Here is a 26,827-nt window from a genome sequence, read left to right as displayed (position 1 = left end):
GGTATCTCTCGGTTATTTAATGTTTATCAATGTGCTGGTACAAACTGCGCGACGCCTAAGGCATCGGTTTTATTCGTTTGCTTGGCCAATATGGCCTGAGGTGCCACATTGATGCGTAAATTCATATCGGCTTCTTTGCGTAGCACATCTCCGCGTAATGAGTTGGCAAACACATCTGTGATTTTTACATCTACAAAACCGCCAATCATATCCGGTGTGCCTTCAAAGTTAACCACTCGGTTATTTTCAGTACGTCCAGAAAGCTCCATCGGGTTCTTTTTAGACGGGCCTTCTACTAATACTCGTTGTTCGCTGTCGATCATATTCCGGGCAATACGCAACGCTTGCTGGGTGATTCGATTTTGCAACAAATGTAAACGCTCTTTTTTCGTTGTTTCGGACACATCGTCGGGTAAATCCGCTGCCGGCGTACCCGGACGTGCACTGTAAATAAAGCTAAAGCTCAAATCGAAATCCATGGCTTGGATCAAATCCATTGTCGCTTCAAAATCAGCGTCAGTTTCACCTGGAAAACCGATGATGAAGTCTGAAGACATACTTAAGTTAGGACGAATCTTCCTAAGCTTACGAATCTTCGACTTGTATTCTATTGCAGTATGGCCTCGCTTCATTAAATTCAAGACGCGATCTGAGCCTGACTGTACGGGTAGGTGTAAATGATCAACTAATTCAGGGATAGTCGCGTAAGCATCAATGATATCGTCAGTGAACTCAACGGGATGTGATGTAGTGTAACGAATACGGTCAATACCATCGATAGAGGCAACCATTTCTAGTAACTCAGCAAAAGTACAAATCGCGCCATCATGATGTGGGCCACGAAACGCATTCACGTTTTGACCTAACAAATTGACTTCACGTACACCTTGTTCAGCTAGCTGAGCGACTTCAAGCAGTACGTCATCAACTGGACGACTGACTTCTTCACCGCGGGTATAAGGTACCACGCAGAAAGTACAGTATTTTGAGCAACCTTCCATAATTGAAACAAACGCAGTTGGGCCTTCCGCTTTTGGTTCTGGTAAGCGATCAAACTTTTCTATTTCAGGGAAGCTAATATCAATAACGGAGGAACTACCGCCTTTGATCTGATTAATCATTTCTGGCAAACGGTGCAGCGTTTGCGGTCCAAAGACTAAATCTACAAATGGCGCGCGCTGACGAATCACCTGGCCTTCTTGCGATGCCACGCAGCCACCAACACCAATAATTAATTCAGGCTTATCTTGTTTGAGGTTTTTCCAGCGCCCCAATTGATGAAACACTTTCTCTTGGGCTTTTTCGCGGATAGAACACGTATTGAGTAGAATGATGTCGGCTTCTTCCGCGGTGTCAGCAACTTGATATCCATGGGTCGAATCCAATAAATCAGCCATCTTCTGCGAGTCATACTCGTTCATCTGACAGCCCCAAGTTTTAATAAAAAGTTTTTTAGTCATAACGCCGTGTACTTACCTTTGATGTGAAATCTTTGCTCATGGAAAAGCAATGCAATCTGTTAATGCTCTTAATTGGGAACAACCTAAAGAGGTTAGTCGAAAAAATGGAGCAAAATCGAACCGCGTATTTTACGGGTTATTGTGGCGCTAGGCTAGTTTTATCCTGTTGGAATGACACAAAATTCTGCAGAATTTAAGGCCTTGTAAACGAATTGCTACGTACTGAGTGGTTTAGCGGTCACCGGCGAAAAAACAAAGCCGATATATCAGTGCATAATTATGCATTTACTTTGAGCTAATGACGCTGTTAGCAGCAATAAGAATTCTACTTGTATCAATATCAATTAGGAGTCGTTGTCCCTACTTGCGCTCTATCCAAGCGCATGCGGCCTTGCTATTCTTGCGCCCTAGAATATTTCAAAGGCGTAATTTATGAACAATTTACACAATATTGCTGTTGGTGACATTCAGGTTGCCAACGACAAACCTTTCGTACTGTTTGGCGGTATGAATGTTCTGGAATCCCGAGATATGGCCATGCGGATTGCTGAACACTACAAAGAAATCACCAGCAGACTTGGGATCCCATACGTTTTCAAAGCCTCATTTGATAAAGCCAACCGTTCATCGGTGAATTCATATCGTGGGCCGGGTATGGATAAGGGACTAGAAATTTTTGCAGAAATCAAAGCGACCTTTGATGTGCCATTAATTACCGATGTACATGAACCTGCTCAGGCCGCCCCCGTTGCTGAGGTGGTTGACGTTATTCAACTACCCGCATTCTTGGCGCGTCAAACAGACTTGGTTGTCGCTATGGCTAAAACGAACGCCATCATCAACGTGAAAAAGCCACAGTTTTTAGCCCCACATGAAATGCGTCACATCATTACAAAATTTATGGAAGCAGGAAATGACAAAATAATTTTGTGCGAACGAGGCTCTAGTTTCGGTTACAACAACCTGGTTGTGGATATGCTAGGTATGGATGAAATGAAGCAGTATGCTCCTGTCATTTTTGATGCCACACACGCATTGCAAAAGCCAGGGGGTAGAACGGATTCCGCTGACGGTCGACGTGCACAAGCAGCACAGTTAGCAAGAAGTGGCATGGCGTTAGGATTAGCAGGGTTGTTTATAGAAGCACACCCGAACCCGAATGAAGCGAAATGTGATGGTCCATGCGCATTGTCATTAGACAAACTGGAACCGTATTTACAGCAAATGTTAGCGTTAGATGAGTTGGTTAAAGGTTTTGCACCATTAGACACCAGCGCAAACTAAGACCTGCATAACGTTTTACTTACACAACATAAGACTGACACAATACAAGATAGCTGAGAGGTTTTGGGCACACAGAGTAACCTGTATGCCCAGAACGTCTAGATAAAAATGCGTTAATGCTTTAAATGGATAACGCTTTACTATTCGGACAATGTAGCTGCTTGAGGGGCATTTCCGCCACGTTTGTCATTTGTAAGAACAACGTCTTGTTGGCTATTGCTGAGACTTTTTTCAAGGCCAGCAAGGATAACCTGTAATGCTGGTGAACTGTCGTCGTTACTCATATCAGCTAACATGGATTGTAAGTTAGCTTCGATTTGCTCTGTTACGTACATAGACGTTAGATCAAATTCTTGAGCGAAAGATTGCTGACTGAATACTAATGCAAATAAACTGCTTAAAATTATATTTTTACGATTTTTCATCATTATCACCTAAAGTATATTAATGTTTAATGTAAACATATTTACCTAATTGTTAAATAAATACGCATTATGTTAACCCTTGTTTTGAAAGGGCTTTTATCTTTGACGGTTCGAATAATATACAATTTAGGTTGTTTATAAAAACGACAATAAGTATGGCGATGGATTAGAAAAACTAATGATGGTAAACTTTGCGCAAATCTTATTCTTGTTGATGTTATGAACCGCAGATTGCCCCCACTTAACGCCCTAAAAGCCTTCGAAGCTGCAGCGCGTCATTTGAGCTTTACCCGCGCTGCTGATGAACTCTTTGTTACACAAGCGGCGGTCAGTCATCAGATTAAATCCCTTGAAGAGTTTCTATCGATGAAACTCTTTATGCGTAAAAACCGCTCTTTGTTACTCACAGAGGAAGGTCAGAGCTATTACTTAGATCTCAAAGATATTTTTCAGGCGCTACAAGAAGCGACCCAGCGGCTACTCGCCCGAGGTGAAAAAGGCGCGATCACGGTCGCTCTGCCTCCAAGTTTCGCTATTCAGTGGCTTGTTCCTCGTCTTAATCAATTTAGTCAATCCAACCCTGATATAGATATTAGGATCAAAGCGGTAGATTTTGATGAGGGTTTTTTAACAGACGATGTGGATGTCGCCATTTACTACGGTCGCGGCAAATGGCCGAATGTATACGCCCAGAAACTGCACACTGAGTATTTAACCCCTGTGTGTTCACCGCTGTTGTTCCAAGGCCAAAAACCGCTTGAAAAATTAGAAGATTTGAAACATCACCTATTGCTACATGACTCATCAAGAGAAGCGTGGAAAAACTGGATCAAGCACTTTCGCATCCCAGGTATTAATGTAAACCAAGGGGCCATATTCAGTCACTCTATGTTAGTGCTGCAAGCCGCTGCATTGGGGCAAGGTATTGCATTAGGGCATAGTGTTTTAGCACGGCCTGAGATTGAATCTGGTCGATTAGTTTGTCCTTTTGATGAAAGACTCATCGCCACCAATGCGTATTATGCGGTATGCCATCAGTCTCAAGCTGAGCTTGGCAAGATAGTCGCATTCTTACAGTGGCTGCAAAGCCAAGTAGAAGACGAACAGGAAGATGATGATTTTAACCAATAAAGCACAAGATCCGATTGCGCATTTAATCCTTGCTCATGGTGCGGGGGCGGGTATGCACAGTGAGTTTATGGTGCGAGTTGCTGAATTTTTCGCCCAGCGAGGCATCACGGTAACTCGATTCGATTTCGAGTATATGCAAAAAGCAGGTGCGTTAAACCGCAGACAGCCACCAGATAGAATCCCTAAGCTTCAGGCTTACTTTAGCCTCATTATTGCCGAATTAGACGCTAGCCTACCTCTTTTTATTGGTGGCAAGTCAATGGGAGGACGTGTGGCGAGCATGTTGTTAGATGAATCAGATGCTGTGGGAGGGGTATGTTTTGGTTACCCATTTCATCCGCCAGGTAAGGTGGACAAACTAAGAACAGAGCACTTAACAATATTAAACAAGCCACTGTTGGTGGTACAGGGAAGTCGCGATACATTTGGCACCGAAGAAGAAGTGGCAACCTATGATTTGCCTAGCGCCATTCGGACGTATTTTTTGCCTGATGGCGATCACAGTTTGAAACCACGCAAACGTTCGGGTTATACCGAAGAGGCGCATATTATTGCTGGCGTCGACGCTGGCGTTGAATTTATTCGCCAGCTTGTAAGCAGTGAATGAGATCTCGGATAAAGTCAATAAGAAACATAATGGGTTATCATCGGAGAAATTTACACGAACCGGTGCTATATGACCTCGACGCCAATGTAAGGAACATAAAATGAAGATTTATCTCATCGTAGGCACCGTGAGTGCGATGCTTGCGGTTATACTGGGGGCATTCGCCGCTCACGGGTTGAAAAATCAGCTATCTGAGAGCCTGATAGGGGTCTTTCAAACGGGTGTTCAATATCAGATGTACCATAGCCTAGGGCTAATTCTATTGGTACTTACAGCACAGTTTATGCCGAGTCCTCAGCTAACGTGGTCAGCAGGTTTTATGAGCGCAGGCATAGTGTTGTTCAGTGGTAGTTTATATTTATTGGCCATCACAGGGATTAAATGGTTCGGACCGGTCACACCGTTAGGTGGTCTATGCTTTATTATCGCGTGGGCGTTATTCATTTATGCAGCAGTTAAAGGGTTAAAATAGATAATGGCAGGATTAGCATTATATTGTCGTACTGGCTTTGAAAAAGACTTAGCCAATGAAGTGATTGAAAAATTTGCTGAGCTTAATGTGTACGGCTATCCAGAGCTAAAAACTAATAGTGGCTTGGTATTGTTCCATTGCTATCAAGCAGAAGATGCAGACAGATTAGCCAAAACGTTACCTTTAACGACATTGATATTCGCCCGTCAGCTCTTTGCTTTTAGCGAACGATGTGAGCAACTCGATACCAGCGATAGGATCGGCCCAATCCTAAATGGTTGTATCGAATTTCCTGAATGTGGTGAATTACGCGTTGAACATGCAGACAGCACAGATGGCCGTGAGATTTCAAAATTTTGCCGGAAAATAAGTGTACCACTGCGCCAAGCGCTCAGGGGAAAACGGATTTTAACGCCGCTGGAGCGCAGTAATTTACCTGTCTGTCATGTGTATTTTGAAGATAGCACCACCGCTATTGTGGGTTATTCTTACCCTACTAATAACTCGCCTTATCCGTTAGGCATTTTACGCTTGAAGTTTCCCAACGAGGCGCCGAGTCGCTCCACATTGAAACTGGACGAAGCATTTCAATTATTTATTCCCAAAAAAGAACATGCAAAACGTTTATCTGGCGGTTTACATGCCGTTGACTTAGGTGCGTGTCCGGGCGGCTGGACTTACCAACTGGTGAAACGCGGCATGTTCGTTGAGGCAGTGGATAACGGCGCGATGGACGAAGCACTAATGGCCACAGGTCAGGTACGCTATTGCCCAGAAGACGGTTTCAAGTTTCAGCCACGAAAAAACAATGTGTATTGGTTGGTGTGTGACATGATTGAGCAACCTCAGCGCGTGGCGAAACTGATGGCCACTTGGATTGCCACCAAGCGTTGCCAAGAAACCGTGTTTAACCTCAAATTGCCGATGAAAAAACGTTATGAATCCGTTAAAGAAGCGCTGGAAATCATCGATCAGTGTATTGATCAACATCGCGCAGGGCCGTATGATCTGAAAGTTAAACACCTTTATCATGATCGTGAAGAGGTAACTGTTCACATGCGATTAAACACATAATAGGTCGTGAGCATATATTGCTTAGTAACATTAAAGCAATAAAAAACAAAAGCTTATGAGAAGTGCACAAAGCGATTATATATTCGTTTATATAAATTAAACCGTGCGAAGGTGTAAGCGATCAGTATAATAATGAACAGAACATAGACAGTAGTGACATTAAATGAAGAACATAGAAATAGAAGATGACTTGTACGCATATATAGCGTCGCAGACACAACACATTGGTGAGACGGCCTCAGATATTCTACGTCGTTTGGTTATGCCAGAAAATACAGTAGTGAAAACCGTTGTCGCTGCTAAACAAAGCCCAACAACCAAAAAACCAGCAGGTGATGTTTTTAGTCAGATAACTACTGACGAATTAAGTGAATACCCCAAAATGGTTGAGCGATTCTTAAAGATTTTATCGGTACTTGAGAGCATGCACGGTGCTCAGTTCGATGAAGTACTCACACTCAGTGGCAGAAATCGCGTGTACTTTGCTAAAGACAAAGAGACGTTGTTGCAAGCCAGTAGTGTGACAAACCCAAAACAGATCGGTGAATCTACGTTTTGGGTTATGACCAACAATAATACGGCTAAGAAAGCGTCATTAATTAAGGAAGTAGCAGAAGTTTTAGGCTACAACGCGAACGATGGACAACGTCTTGCCGCATTATTTGCCCCGGAATTATATGAAGACTAACTAAAGGATCTACATGGCTATTCACTCAGAAGCAGGTAAACCAGCGTCACAAGCGCAACTTGTTAACGTTGCGCATTTAATTAGTGCCTATTACAGCAATAAACCTGATAAAAGTGACGTCAGTCAAGGTGTTACTTTTGGTACATCAGGGCACCGCGGAAGTGCTTTTAAAAACACCTTCACTGATACCCACATTGCAGCGATTAGTCAGGCATTAGCAGAATACCGACAAGCCAATAGTATTACGGGCCCTATGTATGTGGGCATGGACACACATGCACTTTCTGAAGCTGCTTTTACTACGGCAATAGAAGTACTCGCAGCAAATGGAGTCAAACTGGTAGTTCAACAAGACCGAGGCTACACGCCAACGCCTGTGATTAGCCATGCAATTCTTGATTACAATGAGGGCAAAGAGTCCGGTTTAAGTGATGGTGTTGTCATTACACCTTCCCATAACCCTCCTGAAGACGGTGGATTCAAATATAACCCACCTCATGGTGGCCCTGCTGACAGTGATGTGACCAATCAAATTCAAGCCCGCGCTAATGAACTCATCCACAACGATCTGCACGATGTTAAGCGTACATCTTATCAGGCTGCTTTTGACACCGGCCTAGTTGAAGAAGTCGATTTCTCTGACAATTACATCGAGCAGTTAGATCAGGTCATCGATATGAAAGCTATTGCCCAAGCAGGGTTAACCTTGGGTACAGATCCGCTGGGCGGCGCTGGTTTACATTACTGGGATAAGATAGCCAAACGATACAACTTGAGCATTGAGGTGGTAAATCGAAAAGTCGATCACCAATTTGGTTTTATGCGCAGAGATAAAGACGGCAAGATACGCATGGATTGCTCTTCACCTTATGCCATGGCCGGCTTAATTGATCTTAAAGATCGTTTTGATTTAGCGTTTGGTAACGATCCCGATTTCGACCGACACGGTATAGTGACTAAAACCAATGGCTTGATGAACCCCAATCATTATCTGGCTGTTGCCATTGAGTATCTATATTCTCATCGGCCGGATTGGCCCACAGGATTAAAAGTTGGTAAGACCTTAGTTTCAAGCAGTATGATTGACCGCGTTGCTCATGATGCCAATCTCACCGTGGCAGAAATGCCGGTCGGCTTTAAGTGGTTTGTTCAAGGTCTGCTGAATAGTGAAATTGGTTTTGCTGGCGAAGAAAGTGCCGGCGGTATCTTTTTACGCCGTAACGGTAAACCATGGGCAACAGACAAAGACGGCATCATTTTGTGCTTATTGGCGGCAGAAATCCTTGCTGTTACGGGTAAAGACCCAAGTGAACATTACCACGCTTTCACCAAAAAATTCGGTGCACCTTTATATACGCGCATTGATGTTGCTGCGACTCACGCTCAGAAACAAGCGTTAAGCAAAGCGGACAAAAACGCAATTACCTCTACTGAATTGGCAGGTGAGACAATAGTGTCTATTCAAACCCACGCATCAGGGAATAATGCCGCCATCGGCGGGGTGAAAGTGGCTACTGAAAACGGTTGGTTTGCTGCACGACCTTCAGGCACTGAGGAAATTTATAAAATTTATGCAGAAAGCTTTAATGGTGAAAAACATTTACAGCTTTTGATCAAAGAAGCACAAAATCTGGTGGCGCGTATATTTGAGAGCGTGAAGTAGCTAGATTTATTTCATTTCTGCAGAAAATTGTAATGCAAATGTAAATAGAAAGCGTACTTAATGTATTAATTGATTATAAGTTAAGGCGGTTGAATACGTATTCAACCGCCTTTTTTGTCTTGTTAACCTATTTTTAACAGATTTAATTGAGTATTCCTGCTAAAACTACTCTCAGTTTATTTTTGTAATTTAATTACGGTTTATATCCGTTGGATGTTAACTGTATTTTAACAAATACTATTGAGGTAGAGACATGACCACCAAAACCACCAAACGAGCGACCAAGAAGGTTGCCTCATCAAGCAAGACGATGATGAATAAAGCTGAACTCAAGGCGTCAATTGTAAAACACTTACACTGCTCTTTAGGTACAGATGAAAATAAAGCAAACAATCACGCTTGGTGGAAGGCGACCTGTGCCTCTGTGCAAGAACACGTTTTAGAAGGGCTGCGTAAAACCCAAAAATCGCATTATTTGAACGATACCCGCGCCGTACATTACTTTTCGGCAGAGTTTTTAATGGGTCGTTTAATGTCTAACAACTTACACAATTTAGGTTTGTTCGAACAGACTGAAAAAGCGCTAAACGAATTAGGCGTCAATTTAACCGATATTATGGAAGAAGAGCCCGATATGGCTTTGGGCAATGGCGGTCTAGGTCGCCTTGCTGCCTGTTTTATAGACTCTCTGGCAACATTAGACTTACCAGCTGTGGGTTACGGCTTACATTATGAACACGGACTTTTTCGTCAAGAGATCCAAAATGGTGAGCAGATTGAACGCCCAGACAGTTGGCGAGATTATGGCAATCCGTGGGAGATTTGCCGACCTGAATCGATACAAGATATTCCATTATTTGGCTACGTGGAAACCAAATACGGTGAGAATGGCCGTATTAATAAAGAGTGGCATCCTGGTCATATCGTTAAAGGTCTACCTTGGGATATTCCAGTGGTCGGTTACGGTGGTAAAACCGTCAACGTTCTGCGCTTGTGGCAAAGCCAATCCTCTGACTACTTCAACTGGGATGTGTTCAATGCCGGTGGTTACGTGGATGCACAAACAGAAAATGTACAAGCGGAAACCATTTCAAAAGTGCTTTATCCGAATGACGAAACCCAAGCGGGCAAAGATTTGCGCCTTATTCAGCAATACTTTTTTAGCGCTTGCTCCCTAAAAGACATTATCCGCAGATATAAACGGGCTCATGGCGATGACTGGAGCCGTTTTTCTGAGCAAGTGGTTATTCAATTGAACGATACCCATCCGGCGGTTGCCATCCCCGAGTTGATGAGAATACTAATCGACCGCGCTGAACTTGATTGGGACTATGCATGGAGTATCTGCAGCAAAACGTTTGCCTACACTAACCATACCTTGTTGCCTGAAGCATTAGAAAAGTGGCCAGCACGTATGTTTGAAAGAATATTACCTCGCCATTTGGAAATTATTTATGAGATTAACCGTCGCTTCATGGATGAGGTGGAAGCGGTTTGGCCAGGTAATAATGAGATCAAGCGTAAGCTGTCTATTATTGAAGAGGGTCCTGACAAAATGGTACGCATGGGGAATTTGTCGGTCATTGGCTCTTTTGCGGTTAATGGCGTAGCAGAAATTCACTCTGCGCTAGTTAAGAAAGATTTATTCCCTGAATTTAATCACATGTGGCCGAGTAAACTCACCAATGTGACAAACGGCATCACTCCGCGTCGTTGGTTGAAGGCGTGTAATCCGGCGTTGTCACAGTTAATTGACGGTAAGATTGGCCAAGATTGGCCCTTAAATTTAGACAAACTGAAAGGTTTAGCCGAATTTGCCGAAGACGCTAAGTTTCAAAAGCAGTTCATGAAAATCAAGCGTGATAATAAGGTACAATTAGCGAAAGAGGTGATGGCATTGACAGACGTTGAGATAGACCCGAATGCAATATTCGATGTACAGATTAAACGTCTTCACGAGTATAAGCGTCAGCACCTAAACCTATTGTATATTATGGCGTTATATCGTCGTTTGTTAGAGAACCCTGACTACGATATGCATCCTCGCGTTTTCTTGTTCGGGGCCAAAGCGGCTCCTGGTTACAAGCTTGCTAAAGACATTATTTTCGCTATTAATAAAGTCGCAGAAAAAATCAACAATGACGCACGGGTTAATCACAAACTTAAAGTGGTATTTTTGCCTAACTACCGCGTGAGCTTGGCTGAGAAGATGATCCCTGCAGCAGATATTTCAGAACAAATTTCTACTGCTGGCAAGGAAGCATCGGGCACGGGTAACATGAAGTTGTCACTAAATGGTGCCCTCACTGTAGGGACATTAGATGGGGCAAACATTGAAATCGCCGAAGAAGTCGGAGATGAAAATATCTTTATATTTGGCCTGACCGTAGCCGAAGTAGAAGCTTTAGATAAGAAGGGCTATAACCCATTTGATTATTACGATAACAATCGTGAGTTAAAAGCAGTACTTGATTGGTTAGACAGCGATTACTTCACGCCAGGTAAGCCCGGAGCGCTTTCTTCGTTAAAGCGCAGTATGTTGGAAGGGGGGGACCACTATAAGGTGCTTGCTGATTTCACGTCCTACTGCGAAGCACAATCACTTGCTGATAAAGCGTACAAAGAGCCAGAAAGATGGGCCAAGATGGCGATACTGAATACGGCGCACATGGGGAAATTCACTTCTGATCGCTCAATCAAAGACTATGTTGAGCGCATTTGGAAGCTTGATCCCTGCAAAGTCGACTAGTATTCAGGCTTTCTTACCTTTAGCAGTCTAATGGCTTTCACCCCAGCCATTTTCCTGTAAACTATTAGGCTATATGTAAGGCTCTAACTGTAGTTAGAGCCTTGTTTTTCCTAATCAAAATAGACACTCAGTGTCAGAAGTATTTGGGGTTTATCTATTTGCATGAAGCCTGTTCATGATTCATTGCGAACAATACCGAATCGTCATGTCTTCTTAGGACAAATAGACGATATGCTAAAAAGCCATCCTCATCATTCGATGCTTTTGATTGATGTGGTACGTTTTTCAGATGTTAGTAGCAGCTTTGGTTATGAATTAGGTGATGAGTTGTTGCTCAATATTGCCAATAGAATTTGCTATTTGTTTGATGGCCACGGTGCTCACTTAGGGCGTATCAGTGGCGACATTTTCGGTTTAGTCATCCCAGGTAAATTCAGCCAAGTCCAACTTCAACGTTTCTATATTCACCTAATTGAACATTTCAAAACCCCGATTGGGGTAGGTGACCATTCATTTATTGCCGATTTTAACGTGGGCGCGGTTTCTAACGAAGAATCGGCCATCGCGGCTAGTCAGTTTTTCACTCGAGTCGAAGCAGCGCTTAAGCAAGCTAAACAAAATCGTTACGATAATTTTTGTTACATGAGTCTTACCGATAAGCCAAACAATAGCCGTTCGATAACATTAAAAGCTGATTTAAAACGCGCATTGTCAAGAGATGAACTTGAGATCTATTATCAGCCTAAGGTGAACCTGCGCACGTTACAAATTGTTGGCGCTGAATGCTTGTTACGCTGGAATCATCCGCTTGATGGTGTGCTGTTTCCCGGCGCGTTAATCGAAGCCGCTGAGTCATATAATATGATGAACGAGATGGGCTACTGGGTTTTAGAAGCCGCCTTTAAAGGGGCAAAAGAACTGAGTAAGGCCAATATACATCTTAAGCTTTCGGTGAATATGTCACCAACCCAGTTGTATGATCCAAACTTCGTTGACCAACTCGCTGACTTCGCGCTGATATACGCGGTTGACTTAAGTCAGATTGAGATTGAGCTAACCGAAGACGTAGCATTATCAAATTCGTTTGTTGTAACGTCTCAGCTAACGCGTATTCGAGCACTAGGTGTGTCAGTAGCGATTGATGATTTTGGCAAGGGCTATTCGAATTTAGCCTATATGCGCAATATTGAACTTGATACTATTAAAGTCGATAAAACGTTTGTGATGGAATTAGCTGAAAACCCCATTAATCGCGCGGTTATAGAAGCCTCTAAATTAATCGCAACCGCAGCCAATTGTGAATTAGTCGCAGAGGGGATTGAAAATATTCACCAGCTACATGTGTTGCGTGAAATAGGTGTGGCTGAAGGGCAGGGCTTTCTATTTTCACGAGCAGTGCCATTGCAGGATTTCATCGGATTAACTCAACAAGACTTCATCGTAGGCGATTCCCATGCTCGGGTAAGCCGACTTGACAGTGCGTAGCCATTGGCACTATCGATAACACTCTTCTTTGGATTTCGAATGAATGTTTTTACACTGTAAATGTCATTTTTCGGCCACTCATTATTAAAGCGTAAAGGTAAGGTATGCACACAGTTAATACGCATAAACTCATTAGTGATTTACAACAGCAGGGGCAGTTTTTAACGCTCTCGCGTCGCTCTGTCGAATTAGTACAAAAGCCTATTTCTTTCACACTTGATGAGCACACTCAGGTCAGCATTATCTCCCCTGGTATTATTTCGTTTACACCCAAGATAAAAAGTGTCAAAGCCATTGTGCTATCGAGCGGGATCCACGGTAATGAAACAGCCCCTATTGAAATATGTGACCAATATGTAGTAGATATTTTGACGGGTAAAATACGTGTTGCTCATCGCGTTTTGTTTATTTTTGGCAATTTGCCAGCAATGGATAAAGCCACGCGCTTTGTTGATGAAAACCTAAACCGCTTGTTCAGCCATGCTCATGCAAATGAGTCGGTTGATCAAAACAGCTACGAATGCGCTCGTGCGAAAGAAATAGAAAAGGCGGTCGCTCAGTTTTACGAGGCAGGGCACAGTGATGAATCGCGTTATCACTACGATCTTCATACGGCAATCCGCCCATCGAAGAATGAAAAGTTTGCTGTGTATCCATTTTTACATGGCGAAAAGCATAGCAAAGATCAAATTAGCTTCTTGCTTGCTTGCGGAATCGATACTTTTCTACTCTCTGGTAGCCCTACAACCACTTTCAGTTATTATTCCAGTCGTCAATTTGGGGCCCATGCCTTTACGGTGGAACTGGGTAAGGTAGAAGCGTTCGGCCAAAATGATATGTCTCGTTTCACCCAAGTTAATGACACCTTGAAACGCCTTATTTGCGGTCAGCCATTGAATCTGAAATCGTTTAATCATCAAGATGTGTTGATTTACCAAGTAAACCAGGTGATCAATAAGCATGAAGATGATTTTGTTTTGGACTTTTCAGACGATCTGCCCAACTTTAGTGATTTTTCCAAGGGCACTTTACTGGCTCATGAAACAGGCAATGAATACCGCGCTGAGTTTGATGGTGAAGCGGTTGTCTTCCCCAACGCAAACGTGGCGATTGGTCAGCGTGCTATTTTAACTGTTATCCCCACAACGTTGGACTAACTCAGAATAGTTAACAGGCGTTTTGTTACAAATAGATGCACGGATGCGGTACGTTGCCGATGCATTTTTTGCTAACGTTGACAGGTCAATTTGATTTAACAAGGATAAAAACATGATCATGACTACCACACCCAGTATTGAAGGCAAAAAAATCGAACGTTATTGCGGAATAGTTGTAGGGGAAGCCGTGATGGGGGCCAATGTCTTTCGCGATATATTCGCCGCCATTCGTGACGTTGTTGGCGGGCGCTCAGGTGCTTATGAAGATGAACTAACCAACGCTCGACAAATAGGTTTTCGTGAGCTAGAAGCTGAGGCGCGCTCCATGGGCGCTAATGCGGTGGTAGGCATCGATATTGATTACGAGGTAGTAGGAAAAGGCGGCAGCATGTTGATGGTCAGCATCAGCGGTACGGCAGTGAGCTGTTCCGATCTTTAGTGCCCTTCGTTTACTTAGCTAAGATTTGGCGTGTAAGCAACTTCGATGATTGAAGTTGCTTAAAAACATGATGACGGCTGACTCTTTTTGAACCATCAACCCATTCCATCACTTCTTACCCCAATCATCGTCTTCGTCATCAAAATTTTTATTATTGTCTTTCGTTGGTTTAGGCAGTTTCTCATTCGCACTTTGTTGTAGCAGCAATATATTGCCAATGATAAAACCCAATACGACTACTATGATGGCAACGACTATCCAAATATTCATTTAAACTCCTGATGCTCGCGATCTGATATTCCTTCATTCAGTATGTACCTGTGATAGATCATCGGCAATCGTTTTAACACCTCAGCTTTGCCTTGGATGTTCTGTTTAGTGAGCAGTGCTTGAAGAGCAGGTAATGTCAGTAAGCTCAACATTTTTTCGGCCACAGGACGGTAGCTTAAATGCCAAGGCTCCACGGATACCCCGCCGGTAAAATCTTGATATGGCATGTAAAAATCAAAATCAGCGGCATGCCTTACTAACCATTTATGCATCGCTGAACAGGGGCCTTTCTCGCTGTATTCTTGTGGTATAAGTTGTAAGGTCTGACCGGCTTGTGCCATAGCGAGCTTGTCGTATACATCGAGATCAGTGCCCCAATGATGACGACTTGCTCCAGGCAATGCTGACCAAGTTAGAATGGCGTGTAGCTTTTGTTCAGAGGTTAATATGGCTGCGTCTAATGGCTCGCCGGTCTGGGAATACAGGGGACGTAGCCCTTGCCATTTATTATCCCAAATGAATTTTTGCCGCGCAAAGTCGCGATAGCCACTGGCAATATTGATGTGAATGTTGTCTTTTGCTGCACTTCGCTGCATGGCGCTAAAGGCAGAGTAGGTTCGAATTTCAAGGCGATGGCCGTCTTGTGCCTCACATAAGTGTGAGGCATCAATACCTAAGGCATGTTCAACATTGATCAAGCCAGTAGCCTTTGCAAAATCCCTTCATATATTTTCGCAAGTTCAGCTAGATCTTTGATATTCACGTTTTCATCAATTTTATGAATGGTCGCGTTGACGGGCCCCAACTCAATGACTTGTGCACCAGTGGGAGCGATAAAGCGCCCATCAGATGTCCCGCCGGCGGTTGAGAGCTCGGTTTCTCGGCCCGTTACGTCCTTTATCGCGCCCTGTGTGGCTTCTACTAATTTTCCAGAATCGGTCAAAAAAGGTTGCCCATTGAATGTCCAGCCGATGTGGTAGTCGAAATCGTACTTATCGAGTATCGAGGTGACGCGCTCAATAAGTTGCTTGTCGGTGACTTCTGTTGAAAAGCGAAAGTTAAAACATGCTGATAAATCACCAGGGATAACATTACCTGCGCCTGTGCCCGAATTGATGTTAGAGACCTGGAAGCTAGTCGGAGGGAAAGAGGCATTCCCGTTATCCCAATGGGTTTGCACTAACTCAGCAAAAGCGGGGGCTGACAAGTGAATTGGGTTTTTGGCCAAATGAGGGTAGGCAACATGACCCTGCACCCCTTTAACTGTGATATCACCGGTGAGTGAACCTCGGCGACCATTTTTAACGACATCACCAATCAGCGTAGTACTTGAAGGCTCGCCGACTAAGCACCATGTCATTTTTTCATTGCGGGCTTCTAGGGTGTCAATCACGCGAGTAGTGCCGTTAATAAATGGACCCTCTTCATCGCTGGTAATTAAAAAAGCAATCGAACCTGTATGCTCTGGATGCTTAGTTACGAATGCTTTGGTGGCCACAAGCATCGCTGCTAGGCTGCCTTTCATGTCGGCAGCGCCACGTCCATACAACTGACCTTCATGTTGGGTGGCGGTAAATGGTGGAAACGTCCATTTTTCAGCAGGGCCACTTGGCACAACATCTGTGTGCCCAGCAAAACAAAATACTGGGCCGCTTGCGCCTTTTCGGGCCCACATATTGGTTGTATCGTCAAACACCATTGATTCGATATCAAACCCTAATGGGGCTAAATACTCAGCCATTAATTGCTGGCAACCAGCGTCTTCAGGTGTAACTGATTGGCGATTAATTAATTCTTCTGTTAAGGCTAATACTTCACAACTCATTTGAATATCTCTAGGTATTGGGCGTCTTTAAATCCGACTATATGGTGATCTTGATGAATGAGTAACGGGCGCTTTATCATGGCCGGCGCTTCGTGCATTAACGCTAAAGCGGTTTCTCGATTTAGACTCTCTTTTTGTTCGTCAGTCAATTGGCGAAACGTTGTACCACGTTTGTTTAATAGCGTCTCCCAGCCGACAATGGCTTCAACTTCTTCAAGCCATTCTGGATCGATACCGTCTATTCGATAATCATGAAATGTATATTCTATTTCATTCGCAGTTAGCCATTTACGTGCTTTTTTTATCGTGTCGCAGTTCTTGATACCGTACATTTTCGTCATTAAATTACTCATTACCCGCATTAATTAACTAGCCGCTCACTATAGCGAGACTGTGCGGGTAGGGTAAAGAGGAAACAGACAATTGGCGTGAATTGATTAATGATAGCTAGCAGCGCGCTTACTTTCAGTTTGTTTTGAGATGTCTTAGCGCAAGCTGTTTAGACAAATAATTCATAATATAAGTATGGACGGGCCTTTTAATCTTAGTTTTGTACCACACATTAAAGCGATGAACTTTTCAAAGCGCTTGTCCAATAGCATTTTAGCCAGCACTGTATTTGTGTTGATACTGTGGTGTATCAAATCAGCTGAAATACTATTCACGATTGATATGCATATGTTTGCAGTTTATCCCCAGACTCTAAACGGAAGTGTTGGCATCATTACGGCGCCCTTTATTCACGGCTCCTTGGAGCATATTTTTAGCAACAGCCTACCTTTATTAGTGCTACTTACGGCACTTTTTTACGGTTACCCTAAAACACGCATACGGGTGCTTATCAGCGTGTGGCTGCTGTCAGGCGTTGGTGTATGGCTCTTTGCGCGTGATGCTTATCATTTAGGTGCAAGCGGGGTCACCCACGGCATATTCTTTTATCTTTTAGTGGTGGGAATTTTACGTCGTGATAAGTCATCGATTGGTATTATGATGATCGCGTTTTTTATGTACGGTGGAATGACGATGAGTATCTTCCCCCGAGAGCCTGACATCTCATTTGAGTATCATTTGTTCGGAGGAATAGCCGGCGCTTTTTCAGGATTACTTTGGCATAGACTAGACCCAAAACCTGCCGTAAAGCGTTATCCATGGGAGCGAACCAACGATGAAGAAGACCCTATCATTAAAGATGAATGGCGTGTTGTGGTTAATTCAAGCGATTCAAGTGAAGTACCTAATAACTTAAAAAAGAATGACCTGAAAACAGCGTTAGATGAAGGTGAAACCATTGCAGATCAGAACACTTCATCCCATTCAATCGTTATTGCGCGTAAAGATTAACTCATTACTTAGTATAGGGCTGTGGCGGTTATACGTAACTATTGGTGCGCTATTTTAAGCATCAAGTTCAACGTAAATGTTATTCCAATCAATCAGCTAAATAGTTAGTTACTCATTGGTTTAATTCGTGGTCTTTTCTTGAAGCACGTAAGATAAAAAGTCTATACAAATGGCAGGTTACGCCAAACAAATGAGAAGACCAAATATGGATTTTAAATACTACTTTCGCGTCCGTTACGGTGAGTGTGATGCACAAAGCGTGGTGTTTAACGCTCGCTACGCAGACTATGTAGACATCACAATGACCGAATTTTTTCGAGCATTTTATGGTGGTTTTGACAATTTGTTAAGCCAAGGATACGAAACTCAAGTGGTAAATCTCAATATTAGTTGGCAGTCTTCAGCGCGCTTTGATGATGTTATTGCTGCATCTGTGAGTGTGAAAAAGGTCGGGAATACGTCTTTTACCTGTGCGGTAAACCTAGTGCACCATGATAGTGGTAGGGCAATCGCCAATGCAGAGATCACCTATGTTTGCGTTGATGCGACTATGTTTACTAAAAAGGCAGTTCCGCAATGCTTACGCAATGGGCTATTAGATCACAAACAATTGCCAGCTATTAACCACGCAGGTGAGATTGAAGGAGTGTAGTCTCGCTCTTTTTCACTCGCATTATACTTTAGTAGGGTACTCAGTTAGCCGATATACTTTTATAGTATTACTACATCAGCTGCTATTACGCACAATTAAACGGGCTGGTAAGTTCTTGGTTAGGCTGAATTTTAACCCGGAATAAAGAATGCGCTATGGCGTTATAACAATACATAACCTAAAAATAATAATCATAATAAAGGGTTTATAATGGTGCCTCAGAATAGAAAAAGTGACACTGCGTTGTTTGACGCTTTGCGCATTCGATCAAATGTATCAGTGGAACGTTTGTCCGCTTTATTAAGCCAATCCAGCGTTAATCTTGAGGTGTTGGATCAATGCCTTCCCACTCTTGAAAAGCAACTTCCTGCGATTATTGATCAAATACATGCGTCACATCCAGAGATGGCAGATGTGGCTCTGCAGACCAATGAGTTCAATCTCTCAACAGATTTACTACAGCTTCTTAAATCCTATATCAAAGAATTGTTGGTCAATAATGAGTATAACGAGCAGTACGTTAGCAACCGCATCGCGTTAATTGTGCATTATAAAAATATTGATGTACCAACTTTAACCTTTGTTCAGTTTATCGATACTTTGCGCCATGTATTACTTCAATATATTGAAAAGATACCAGCCTTAAGTCCGGTAAAAGAGTCAATTAGCTCGGCCATTCGCCAGTTACTGCAGTTCGACCTTGAGTTGTGTGTTGACATTAACGTGGCGCATTTTCACGCTGATATCGAAGCGCTGCGAAAAGAGCACAACGCATTACGCAAAAATATTGAAGCGACAATCGCCCAGCGCACTAAAGATTTAATGGAGCAGGTGCGATTGGACCCGCTCACCAAAATATACAACATCAGTGCGATGCAAGAAATGCTAGATAAAGAGCTTGCATTAGCAAAGCGTCGGCACACTAAGTTGTCGTTAGTGTATTTTGATGTTGACCACTTCAAGCGGATAAATGACACAGAAGGGCACTTAAAAGGAGATGAAGTGCTTCAAGAAATTGGTCAAACACTGCGCCAGTGCGTGCGCCAAACAGACATAGCATGCCGTTACGGTGGTGATGAGTTTTGTGTCGTGCTATTGGAGTGTAATGCCCTTGAAGCTCAGAAAGTATGCGAGAAGCTGATTGCTACTTTTCAATCTCGTTACCCTACATATTCGTTTAGTATGGGGATCGCGGAAACAGGGGCATCTGAATTTGTAAGTGTTAAACAGTTGATCCATTTAGCGGATCAAAAAATGTATCTTGCTAAAAAAGAAGCGGGTTACAAGATAGTACTCTGAGCTGTACTAGCATCGTGTGTTGTTAAGGACTGTTCATAAACAGTCCTCGGTTACCTACGTTATCACCTCTCATACTGCGCTTCACCAAGTGCCATTCTCTCTTTAATTTCGTTTTTAAATCTTCCATCGACTCTTGTACCAACTGAATACGTATGCAAGCACTTGTTTAGATAATGTTACAAAGGATAATCTAACTAATCATAAAATTGACGCATTTGTTTACATACGCCATTAAGCCAAATTCGTGGCTACCTGATGTTAATATACAAGATGCTACAGCAATCGATTTCATCAGTAGCTGTGCCCACGTGAGCATTTTGTCGATACACAATAATAAATAAGAGACCCTTTCATGCAGCAAACTAAACCACAACTAAGCTTTTGGCAGATCTGGAACATGTGCTTTGGCTTCCTCGGTATTCAATTTGGTTTTGCCCTGCAAAATTCTAACGTCAGTCGAATATTCGAGTCCCTTGGTGCTGATTACAGTAATTTGGCTGTCTTGTGGGTAGCAGCGCCTATAACTGGTTTAGTGGTCCAGCCGATTATTGGCTACTTAAGTGACAATACTTGGAATCGTTTAGGCAGAAGGCGACCGTATTTTCTTTGGGGCGCAATTGCCGCAAGTGGTGCGTTGTTCATAATGCCAAACTCACCTACTTTGTGGTTTGCAGCTGGTATGCTGTGGATTATGGACGCGTCCATTAACGTTTCAATGGAACCTTTTCGGGCTTTCGTGGGTGATATGTTGCCGCCAAAACAACGTGCCAGTGGGTATGCCATGCAGACTTTCTTCATTGGTGTTGGCGCTGTGGTGGCCTCCGCTTTACCTTGGTTGATGACGAACTGGTTTGACGTTTCGAATATTGCTGCACCAGGCTCAGTCGCCGATTCTGTTAAATTTTCGTTTTATGCTGGCGGCAGTATTTTCCTATTTGCAGTTTTATGGACGGTCATTTCAACCAAAGAGTACTCCCCAGAGCAACTGGCTGCGTTTGATGCTGCTCAAGCGGAGAAAGACAAACAATCTCTCACTATTACGCACACTAGAACAGCAGGGCAGTACACTAAGGGAGGCAGTCTTTTTTGTGTTATCGGGCTATCCTTACTTGTACTGATTTACCTCAACATCGACCAACTTGATAAAAATTTATATATTTTGGCCGGGGGACTGATTGTTTTTGGTATCTGTCAGTTAGTTGGGGCCTTTATGGTGCGCCAAAAACGCACCGAAAATGGTTTCGCGCAAGTCCTTGGCGATCTTTTTGCTATGCCTCAAGCCATGCGTCAGTTAGCAGTAGTGCAGTTTTTCTCATGGTTTCCTTTATTCGCGATGTGGATTTATACTAATTCAGCCGTCACATCTCATCATTATGCCAGTCGTGATACCAGTTCCATTGCGTACAATGAAGGTGCCGATTGGGTGTCCATTCTGATGGCGACCTATAATGGCGTGTCTATTTTTGCTGCCATTGTCATTCCTTTTGTCGTTCGTAAACTCAATTTGCAATATGCACATTTAATCAATTTATCCCTGGGGGGCATTGGTTTTATTTCGTTTTGGTTTATTCGAGACCCAGCTTGGCTTGTTTTAGCGATGGTCGGGGTTGGTTTTGCTTGGGCGTCCATTCTTTCAGTACCTTACGCCATTTTAGCCAATGTGTTACCCAGCAATAAAATGGGGGTGTACATGGGGATTTTTAATTTCTTTATTGTTATTCCACAAATCCTTGCTGCCAGTATCTTAGGTTTTTTGATCACTAAGGTGTTCGATAATCAGCCTATATTCGCGCTTGTAATAGGCGGTTGTAGCATGTTGATAGCGGGCGTAATGACGTTACGTGTGAAAATTCCTCAATAAGCAATACGAGATCATTTTATTTATGAAAATTACACGTTCGTCTTCATCCAATAATGCGCAATATCGCATGCGTACACTCACCATATCTGTTGTGCTTGCTTTAGCGGGATGTGCCCCTTCCAATCACAGTCGGGTCGCAGAGTCATCTAACCACACAACGCAGCAGTTTTATGGCACAGATAATCCGTTTGTAAAAGAAGCGGTGTATTTTGTCATGACAGACAGGTTTGTGGATGGCGATAAGACAAATAACTATCCTGAACAAGGTGGAAATCTGCCTAGTTTCGATTTGCCTCTATACGGTGATAACGGTGAAACTGCTAATGTGGGTTACCTGGGCGGGGACTTACGCGGTGTGCTTAATAACGGACAATATATTAGCGATATGGGGTTTACCGCGGTTTGGTTAACACCTGTAGTGGATAACCCTGACCAGCAATTTTCAGGCGGCGAAGCCATAGGGTTTGGTGGCGCATTTAAGGACGGCGGTAAATCGGCTTATCATGGCTATTGGGCGTCAAATTTTTATAAAATCGACGAACATTACCCTTCGAGCGATCTTGATTATAAAAAATACACCAGCAGCATGCGTGATCAACACGGTTTAAAAACGGTGTTTGATGTGGTGGCCAATCATGGCTCGCCTTCATTTACCATGCCGGTTGAGCAAGAAAAATTTGGTGAACTGTATGATGAAAACGACCAACTTGTGGCGGATCATCAGAACAAACCGCCTGAGAAGCTCGACCCAAATAATCCTTTGCATCAGTTTTATCATACCACTGCAGATATTATGCAGCTATCTAACTTGGATGAAGATAATGCACAGTTACGTGACTACTTAATCAACTCCTATTTATATTGGATAGAACAGGGGGCTGATGCATTTAGAATCGATACGATAAAACATGTGCCCCATCACTTTTGGCAGGAAATGGCGGCACGGGTTAGGGCATTGCACCCAAATTTCTTTATGTTTGCTGAAAGTTACGATTACAACGCCAACTTTATTGCTCAACATACCTTGGCTAAAAACGGCGGAATAAGTGTTTTAGACTTTCCGGGCCAAAAAGCCATTACAGATGTTTTTGAATCATCAAGCAGTGATTTTTCAGACTTGTTGCCTTATCTACATTTAACACATGGTCCATATGCGAACCCCTACGAGTTAACTACATTTTACGATAATCACGATATGCCAAGAATGAACGCTAGCGATACGGGTTTTATTGACGCGAATAATTGGTTATTTACCAGTCGTGGGATCCCAGTCGTTTATCAAGGGTCTGAAATTGGCTTTATGCGAGGTAAGGCGGAGCATCAAGGTAACCGAAATTACCTTGGCCAAGCCAACGTTGAATTGGCCAAAACTCATCCAATCCATGATGCCCTCGCAGGAATTGCCAATGTGCGCAAAAGCTCACCTGCGCTACAAAATGGTTTACAGGTCAACCTTGAATTCAAAGGTGATTTCGCGTCGTTTTATCGGGTTATTCAAAAAGGTGATATTGCTCAAACGGCGCTTGTATTGTTAAACAAGAGCGCTAAGACACATCGTTTTAATATTTCTAAATTTTTGGATGCAGGCACGTGGACTGAAATGCGCTTTAAACAAGATACGCAAGTTATCGAGCAAGGAGAATCGTTAATCGCTCAAGTACCAGGCCACAGTGTTCATGTGTGGGTAAGAGACGAAAAAGTAATTAACGAGTCGCTTAAAGCCGAATTAGCGCGATTAATGGCGTTTAAATGATCCCTATTAACGTCCATTTAAACGGCGCTGGCACTTATGGCTTGCTAGGCACCGCTCGACTGGCGAATGACTAAGTCAACGGGCATTAGGTAATGCTCAACTTTTTCACCTTCGATTAATTTAAGTAAACTGTCGACTAATATCTCGCCAGCTAAAATGGTGTCTTGCTTGACGGTAGTCAAGGCTGGTGTCGCAAAACCGGCCACAGGGACATTGTCAAAACCTACTACGGCAATTTGCTGAGGGATAGGTATATTGCTATCTCGTAATGCCCTTAGCACCCCAATAGCAATAAGATCGCTAGCACATACAATCGCGTCGATATGAGGATGCTGTTTGAGCAGTTTAAGTGTCGCGCTGTAGCCCGAATCTTCAGTTGAAATAGCGTCTTGTTGTACTGCGCTTTGAGCGACCTCTGCTAATGTCAGCGCCTTGTGATAGCCTTGGTAGCGCGCAAAAAACTCAGGAGCACGGGTGTCGGCTCCGCCGATAAAAGCGAATTCACGACGACCCAGGCCGAGCAAATGTTGAGTTACATCAAATCCACCTTGAAAATTGTCACAGCCAATGGATACGCCAGGATGCTGATCGTCTAATGCTCCCCAACGCACAAAGTGTGTGTTTTGTGCCTCTAACTGGCTCAGCTTTGTACGGTATTCGGTGTAGTCACCGTAGCCAAGTAAAATGATGCCATCAGCTTTATTTGAGTCTTCATATTCCGCGTGCCAATCATCACTTAGGTTTTGAAATGAAATAAGTAAGTCATAACCGGCTTTTGCCGATGCGCGTGTGATGCTGCCAAGCATGGATAAGAAAAATGGGTTTATCAGCGAGTTATCAGAAGTCGGGTCTTCAAACAATAACAACGCAAGGGTTTTACTGTGTTGGCGCCTTAAATTACTGGCATTTTTATCGACTTTATAATTAAGCTCTCGGGCGATAGCTTGCACTTTTTCACGGGTTTCTTTATTAACCAACGGACTATCACGAAGCGCACGGGAAACGGTCGATTGCGATACACCAGCTTGATGAGCGATATCAAACGATGTTGCTTTTTCTTTCATTACTTCAAACCTTATTCTACAAAATTAGCACGATAGACCCTTTGTTAATAAGGTTTATACACTAGCCCGCCATTGAAATCCCTAATTTTATCAAAAGATGTCACGTTTCTCCCTGCTCAAAGCTACTGAAACTTAAGTAACTGATTTGCTGTATTTAAAAAGCACAAATCTCGGAAGTAATAAGACGGATAGATCGCTTAAATTGGCAATAAAAGAACTTTTCGGGGGCTGAATACTGGTATAATATCCGCTGTTTTCTACGTATAAGTGTTAGGGGTAAGTATTAATGGCCGAGACCGAGAGTCGTCCGACCAATTTCATTCGTCAAATTATTGATAAAGATCTGCAATCAGGTTTGCATAATCAGGTTCATACGCGTTTCCCACCTGAGCCAAATGGTTATTTGCACATAGGTCATGCTAAGTCTATCTGCTTGAACTTTGGGATTGCGCAGGATTATCAAGGCCAGTGCAACTTACGGTTTGATGACACTAACCCTGATAAAGAAGACATTGATTACGTTAATGCGATTAAGAGTGATGTAACTTGGCTTGGTTTTGAATGGCAGGGTGAAGCACGATATTCGTCTAACTACTTTGATCAACTGCACGCCTTTGCCGTTGAGTTAATAGAGAAAGGCTTAGCCTATGTGGACTTTTCGAATCAAGAACAAGTGCGAGAAATGCGTGGCACTTTGACGAGCCCTGGAACCAATAGCCCCTTTCGCGATACTTCAATCGAGGAAAATCTCGCTCAGTTCGCGAAAATGCGCAACGGAGAGTACAAAGAAGGCGAGTGTTTGCTGCGGGCTAAAATCGATATGTCATCGCCATTCATGTGTATGCGTGACCCAGCTTTGTATCGCGTTAAGTTTGCGCATCACCACCAGACTGGCGATAAGTGGTGCATCTATCCTATGTACGATTTTACCCATTGTATTTCTGATGCGATTGAAGGCATAACCCATTCATTGTGTACCTTGGAATTTCAAGATAATCGTCGATTGTATGACTGGGTGTTAGAGAACATCACTATTGATGTGGTGCCACGTCAATATGAATTTTCTCGGCTTAATCTTGAATACACTGTGCTTAGTAAGCGAAAGCTCATTCAATTAGTGGACGAAAAATTTGTAAGTGGTTGGGATGACCCGCGCATGCCTACTATTGCTGGTCTTCGCCGCCGAGGCTTTACTGCGGCTTCAATTCGTGAGTTTTGCAAACGTATTGGCGTGACCAAAATGGATAACATGGTTGAAATGAGCATGTTAGAAGCGCCACTGCGGGACGAACTGAATGAAAATGCTCCGCGTGCTATGGCCGTGCTTGAGCCAGTTAAAATTGTGATAGAAAACTATCCACAAGAGAGTGTTGAACTACTTGAGGCGCCAAATCATCCCAATCGCCCCGAAATGGGCAGTCGCGAAGTGCCCTTCGCACGGGAAATTTACATTGAAGCTGAAGACTTTAGAGAAGAAGCCAACAAGAAATTTAAACGCTTAGTACTAGGTAAGGAGGTGCGTTTGCGCAATGCCTATGTAATCAAAGCGCAGCGTGTTGAAAAAGACGGGCAGGGGAACGTGATCACAATATTTTGTGAATACGATGCCGACACATTAGGAAAAGATCCGGCTGATGGCCGCAAAGTAAAAGGAGTTATCCACTGGGTGTCAGCGGCTCATGCGGTTGCCGCTGAAATTCGTTTGTATGACAGTCTTTTCACTGTGGCTAACCCAGCAGCCCAAGACGATTTTATAGCGTGTATTAATCCTGAATCATTAACAATCAAACAAGGTTGGGTTGAACCCAGTCTAGCCAAAGTTAATTTTGATGAAGCAAATATTCAAGCCTTTCAGTTTGAGCGCACTGGGTACTTTTGTTTCGATAAAGACAGCACAACAAGCAAGTTGGTCTTTAATCGCACCGTCGGTTTGCGAGACACATGGGCTAAAATAGGTGACTAATTAGCCAACCAAGACGCTTTTTACCTGAGCGAAATAAATAAGCCCCCGTTAATGATTTTTAACAGGGGCTTTTTTGTGATTGCTGAGATAGCTCTAGTAAAATAAAGTGAGCTATTTAACCTGTGTCGTGGATAAGAAGTGTCGCTCCAAAGAGATTTAAAGCTA

Annotated in this window: 24 protein-coding genes; 17 read left to right on the top strand and 7 right to left on the bottom strand. The window is 43.2% G+C overall.

Features of this window, described 5'->3' with window-relative positions; genetic code table 11:
- Positions 1 to 26 precede the first annotated feature (26 nt).
- A complete protein-coding gene (gene miaB, locus GMES_RS14015; protein ID WP_006993376.1) occupies positions 27 to 1,460 on the bottom strand; it encodes a tRNA (N6-isopentenyl adenosine(37)-C2)-methylthiotransferase MiaB in 1,434 nt (477 codons plus the stop codon).
- A 432-nt stretch (positions 1,461 to 1,892) separates the two neighbouring features.
- Here miaB and kdsA point away from each other — a divergent pair, with 432 nt between their 5' ends.
- Positions 1,893 to 2,744 carry a 3-deoxy-8-phosphooctulonate synthase gene (kdsA, locus tag GMES_RS14010; protein WP_006993375.1) on the top strand — a complete coding sequence of 284 codons (852 nt, stop codon included), beginning with the start codon at positions 1,893 to 1,895 and terminating at the stop codon, positions 2,742 to 2,744.
- Positions 2,745 to 2,884: 140 nt separating this feature from the next.
- Here the strand turns inward: kdsA and GMES_RS14005 are convergent, their stop codons facing one another.
- Positions 2,885 to 3,169, bottom strand: coding sequence for a hypothetical protein (locus GMES_RS14005; protein ID WP_006993374.1), 285 nt, complete (start codon positions 3,167 to 3,169; stop codon positions 2,885 to 2,887).
- 219 nt (positions 3,170 to 3,388) lie between these two features.
- On the opposite strand from GMES_RS14005, the gene GMES_RS14000 reads away from it, so the two are divergent.
- The 10 genes from GMES_RS14000 to GMES_RS13955 all read left to right on the top strand — a co-directional run bounded on the left by GMES_RS14000 (position 3,389) and on the right by GMES_RS13955 (position 14,634).
- Positions 3,389 to 4,300 (top strand): transcriptional regulator GcvA, encoded by a 912-nt coding sequence (locus GMES_RS14000; RefSeq protein ID WP_006993373.1) that lies wholly within the window; start codon positions 3,389 to 3,391, stop codon positions 4,298 to 4,300.
- Positions 4,284 to 4,907, top strand: a complete 624-nt coding sequence (locus tag GMES_RS13995) for an alpha/beta family hydrolase (protein WP_006993372.1) — start codon at positions 4,284 to 4,286, stop codon at positions 4,905 to 4,907. The genes GMES_RS14000 and GMES_RS13995 overlap by 17 nt, the downstream gene beginning before the upstream one ends.
- Positions 4,908 to 5,007: 100 nt before the next feature.
- Positions 5,008 to 5,379, top strand: a complete 372-nt coding sequence (locus GMES_RS13990; RefSeq protein ID WP_006993371.1) for a DUF423 domain-containing protein — start codon at positions 5,008 to 5,010, stop codon at positions 5,377 to 5,379.
- Between the two features lie 3 nt (positions 5,380 to 5,382).
- Positions 5,383 to 6,453 (top strand): 23S rRNA (cytidine(2498)-2'-O)-methyltransferase RlmM, encoded by a 1,071-nt coding sequence (gene rlmM / locus GMES_RS13985; RefSeq protein ID WP_006993370.1) that lies wholly within the window; start codon positions 5,383 to 5,385, stop codon positions 6,451 to 6,453.
- Positions 6,454 to 6,616: 163 nt separating this feature from the next.
- Positions 6,617 to 7,141, top strand: a complete 525-nt coding sequence (locus GMES_RS13980; protein WP_006993369.1) for a negative modulator of initiation of replication — start codon at positions 6,617 to 6,619, stop codon at positions 7,139 to 7,141.
- Positions 7,142 to 7,154: 13 nt separating this feature from the next.
- On the top strand, positions 7,155 to 8,804 hold the full coding sequence (gene pgm / locus GMES_RS13975; protein WP_006993368.1) for a phosphoglucomutase (alpha-D-glucose-1,6-bisphosphate-dependent): 1,650 nt from the start codon (positions 7,155 to 7,157) through the stop codon (positions 8,802 to 8,804).
- A gap of 253 nt (positions 8,805 to 9,057) precedes the next feature.
- The gene (locus tag GMES_RS13970; protein ID WP_006993367.1) at positions 9,058 to 11,553 is read left to right on the top strand and encodes a glycogen/starch/alpha-glucan phosphorylase; all 2,496 of its coding nucleotides are present in this window, start codon (positions 9,058 to 9,060) and stop codon (positions 11,551 to 11,553) included.
- 162 nt (positions 11,554 to 11,715) lie between these two features.
- Entirely contained in the window at positions 11,716 to 13,038 is a 1,323-nt protein-coding gene (locus tag GMES_RS13965; RefSeq protein ID WP_033185286.1) for a putative bifunctional diguanylate cyclase/phosphodiesterase, read from the top strand.
- Positions 13,039 to 13,142: 104 nt separating this feature from the next.
- Complete coding sequence (gene astE, locus GMES_RS13960; protein ID WP_006993365.1) at positions 13,143 to 14,195, top strand: succinylglutamate desuccinylase; 1,053 nt, start codon at positions 13,143 to 13,145, stop codon at positions 14,193 to 14,195.
- Between the two features lie 112 nt (positions 14,196 to 14,307).
- A complete protein-coding gene (locus GMES_RS13955; protein ID WP_006993363.1) occupies positions 14,308 to 14,634 on the top strand; it encodes a heavy metal-binding domain-containing protein in 327 nt (108 codons plus the stop codon).
- 108 nt (positions 14,635 to 14,742) lie between these two features.
- On the opposite strand, the gene GMES_RS22290 is transcribed toward GMES_RS13955, so the two are convergent.
- Genes GMES_RS22290 through GMES_RS13940 form a run of 4 tightly spaced genes read right to left on the bottom strand, consistent with a single transcriptional unit; the run spans position 14,743 to position 17,070 of the window.
- On the bottom strand, positions 14,743 to 14,904 hold the full coding sequence (locus GMES_RS22290) for a DUF2897 family protein (RefSeq protein WP_006993362.1): 162 nt from the start codon (positions 14,902 to 14,904) through the stop codon (positions 14,743 to 14,745).
- Positions 14,901 to 15,602 carry a M15 family metallopeptidase gene (locus GMES_RS13950; RefSeq protein ID WP_006993361.1) on the bottom strand — a complete coding sequence of 234 codons (702 nt, stop codon included), beginning with the start codon at positions 15,600 to 15,602 and terminating at the stop codon, positions 14,901 to 14,903. Before GMES_RS13950 ends, GMES_RS22290 begins: the two co-directional genes overlap by 4 nt.
- A complete protein-coding gene (gene dapE / locus GMES_RS13945) occupies positions 15,599 to 16,729 on the bottom strand; it encodes a succinyl-diaminopimelate desuccinylase (protein ID WP_006993360.1) in 1,131 nt (376 codons plus the stop codon). Before dapE ends, GMES_RS13950 begins: the two co-directional genes overlap by 4 nt.
- Positions 16,726 to 17,070 (bottom strand): ArsC family reductase, encoded by a 345-nt coding sequence (locus tag GMES_RS13940; RefSeq protein WP_006993359.1) that lies wholly within the window; start codon positions 17,068 to 17,070, stop codon positions 16,726 to 16,728. The genes dapE and GMES_RS13940 overlap by 4 nt, the downstream gene beginning before the upstream one ends.
- A gap of 229 nt (positions 17,071 to 17,299) precedes the next feature.
- On the opposite strand from GMES_RS13940, the gene GMES_RS13935 reads away from it, so the two are divergent.
- The 5 genes from GMES_RS13935 to GMES_RS13915 all read left to right on the top strand — a co-directional run bounded on the left by GMES_RS13935 (position 17,300) and on the right by GMES_RS13915 (position 23,635).
- The gene (locus GMES_RS13935; RefSeq protein ID WP_033185316.1) at positions 17,300 to 18,070 is read left to right on the top strand and encodes a rhomboid family intramembrane serine protease; all 771 of its coding nucleotides are present in this window, start codon (positions 17,300 to 17,302) and stop codon (positions 18,068 to 18,070) included.
- Between the two features lie 205 nt (positions 18,071 to 18,275).
- Entirely contained in the window at positions 18,276 to 18,722 is a 447-nt protein-coding gene (locus tag GMES_RS13930) for an acyl-CoA thioesterase (protein WP_006993357.1), read from the top strand.
- A 210-nt stretch (positions 18,723 to 18,932) separates the two neighbouring features.
- Positions 18,933 to 20,021, top strand: a complete 1,089-nt coding sequence (locus GMES_RS13925; RefSeq protein WP_006993356.1) for a GGDEF domain-containing protein — start codon at positions 18,933 to 18,935, stop codon at positions 20,019 to 20,021.
- Positions 20,022 to 20,373: 352 nt separating this feature from the next.
- Positions 20,374 to 21,882 carry an MFS transporter gene (locus GMES_RS13920; protein WP_006993355.1) on the top strand — a complete coding sequence of 503 codons (1,509 nt, stop codon included), beginning with the start codon at positions 20,374 to 20,376 and terminating at the stop codon, positions 21,880 to 21,882.
- 22 nt (positions 21,883 to 21,904) lie between these two features.
- On the top strand, positions 21,905 to 23,635 hold the full coding sequence (locus tag GMES_RS13915; RefSeq protein WP_006993354.1) for an alpha-amylase family glycosyl hydrolase: 1,731 nt from the start codon (positions 21,905 to 21,907) through the stop codon (positions 23,633 to 23,635).
- A gap of 44 nt (positions 23,636 to 23,679) precedes the next feature.
- Here the strand turns inward: GMES_RS13915 and GMES_RS13910 are convergent, their stop codons facing one another.
- Positions 23,680 to 24,699: a LacI family DNA-binding transcriptional regulator gene (locus GMES_RS13910; protein WP_006993353.1), complete on the bottom strand. Its 1,020-nt coding sequence runs from the start codon at positions 24,697 to 24,699 to the stop codon at positions 23,680 to 23,682.
- Between the two features lie 286 nt (positions 24,700 to 24,985).
- Between GMES_RS13910 and glnS the strand changes: the two genes are divergently transcribed.
- Positions 24,986 to 26,662, top strand: coding sequence for a glutamine--tRNA ligase (gene glnS, locus GMES_RS13905; RefSeq protein ID WP_006993352.1), 1,677 nt, complete (start codon positions 24,986 to 24,988; stop codon positions 26,660 to 26,662).
- Positions 26,663 to 26,827: the final 165 nt, after the last annotated feature.

The organism is Paraglaciecola mesophila KMM 241 (genome assembly GCF_000315015.1).
Classification (GTDB): domain Bacteria; phylum Pseudomonadota; class Gammaproteobacteria; order Enterobacterales; family Alteromonadaceae; genus Paraglaciecola; species Paraglaciecola mesophila.
This window is presented reverse-complemented; position numbering and strand designations above follow the sequence as displayed.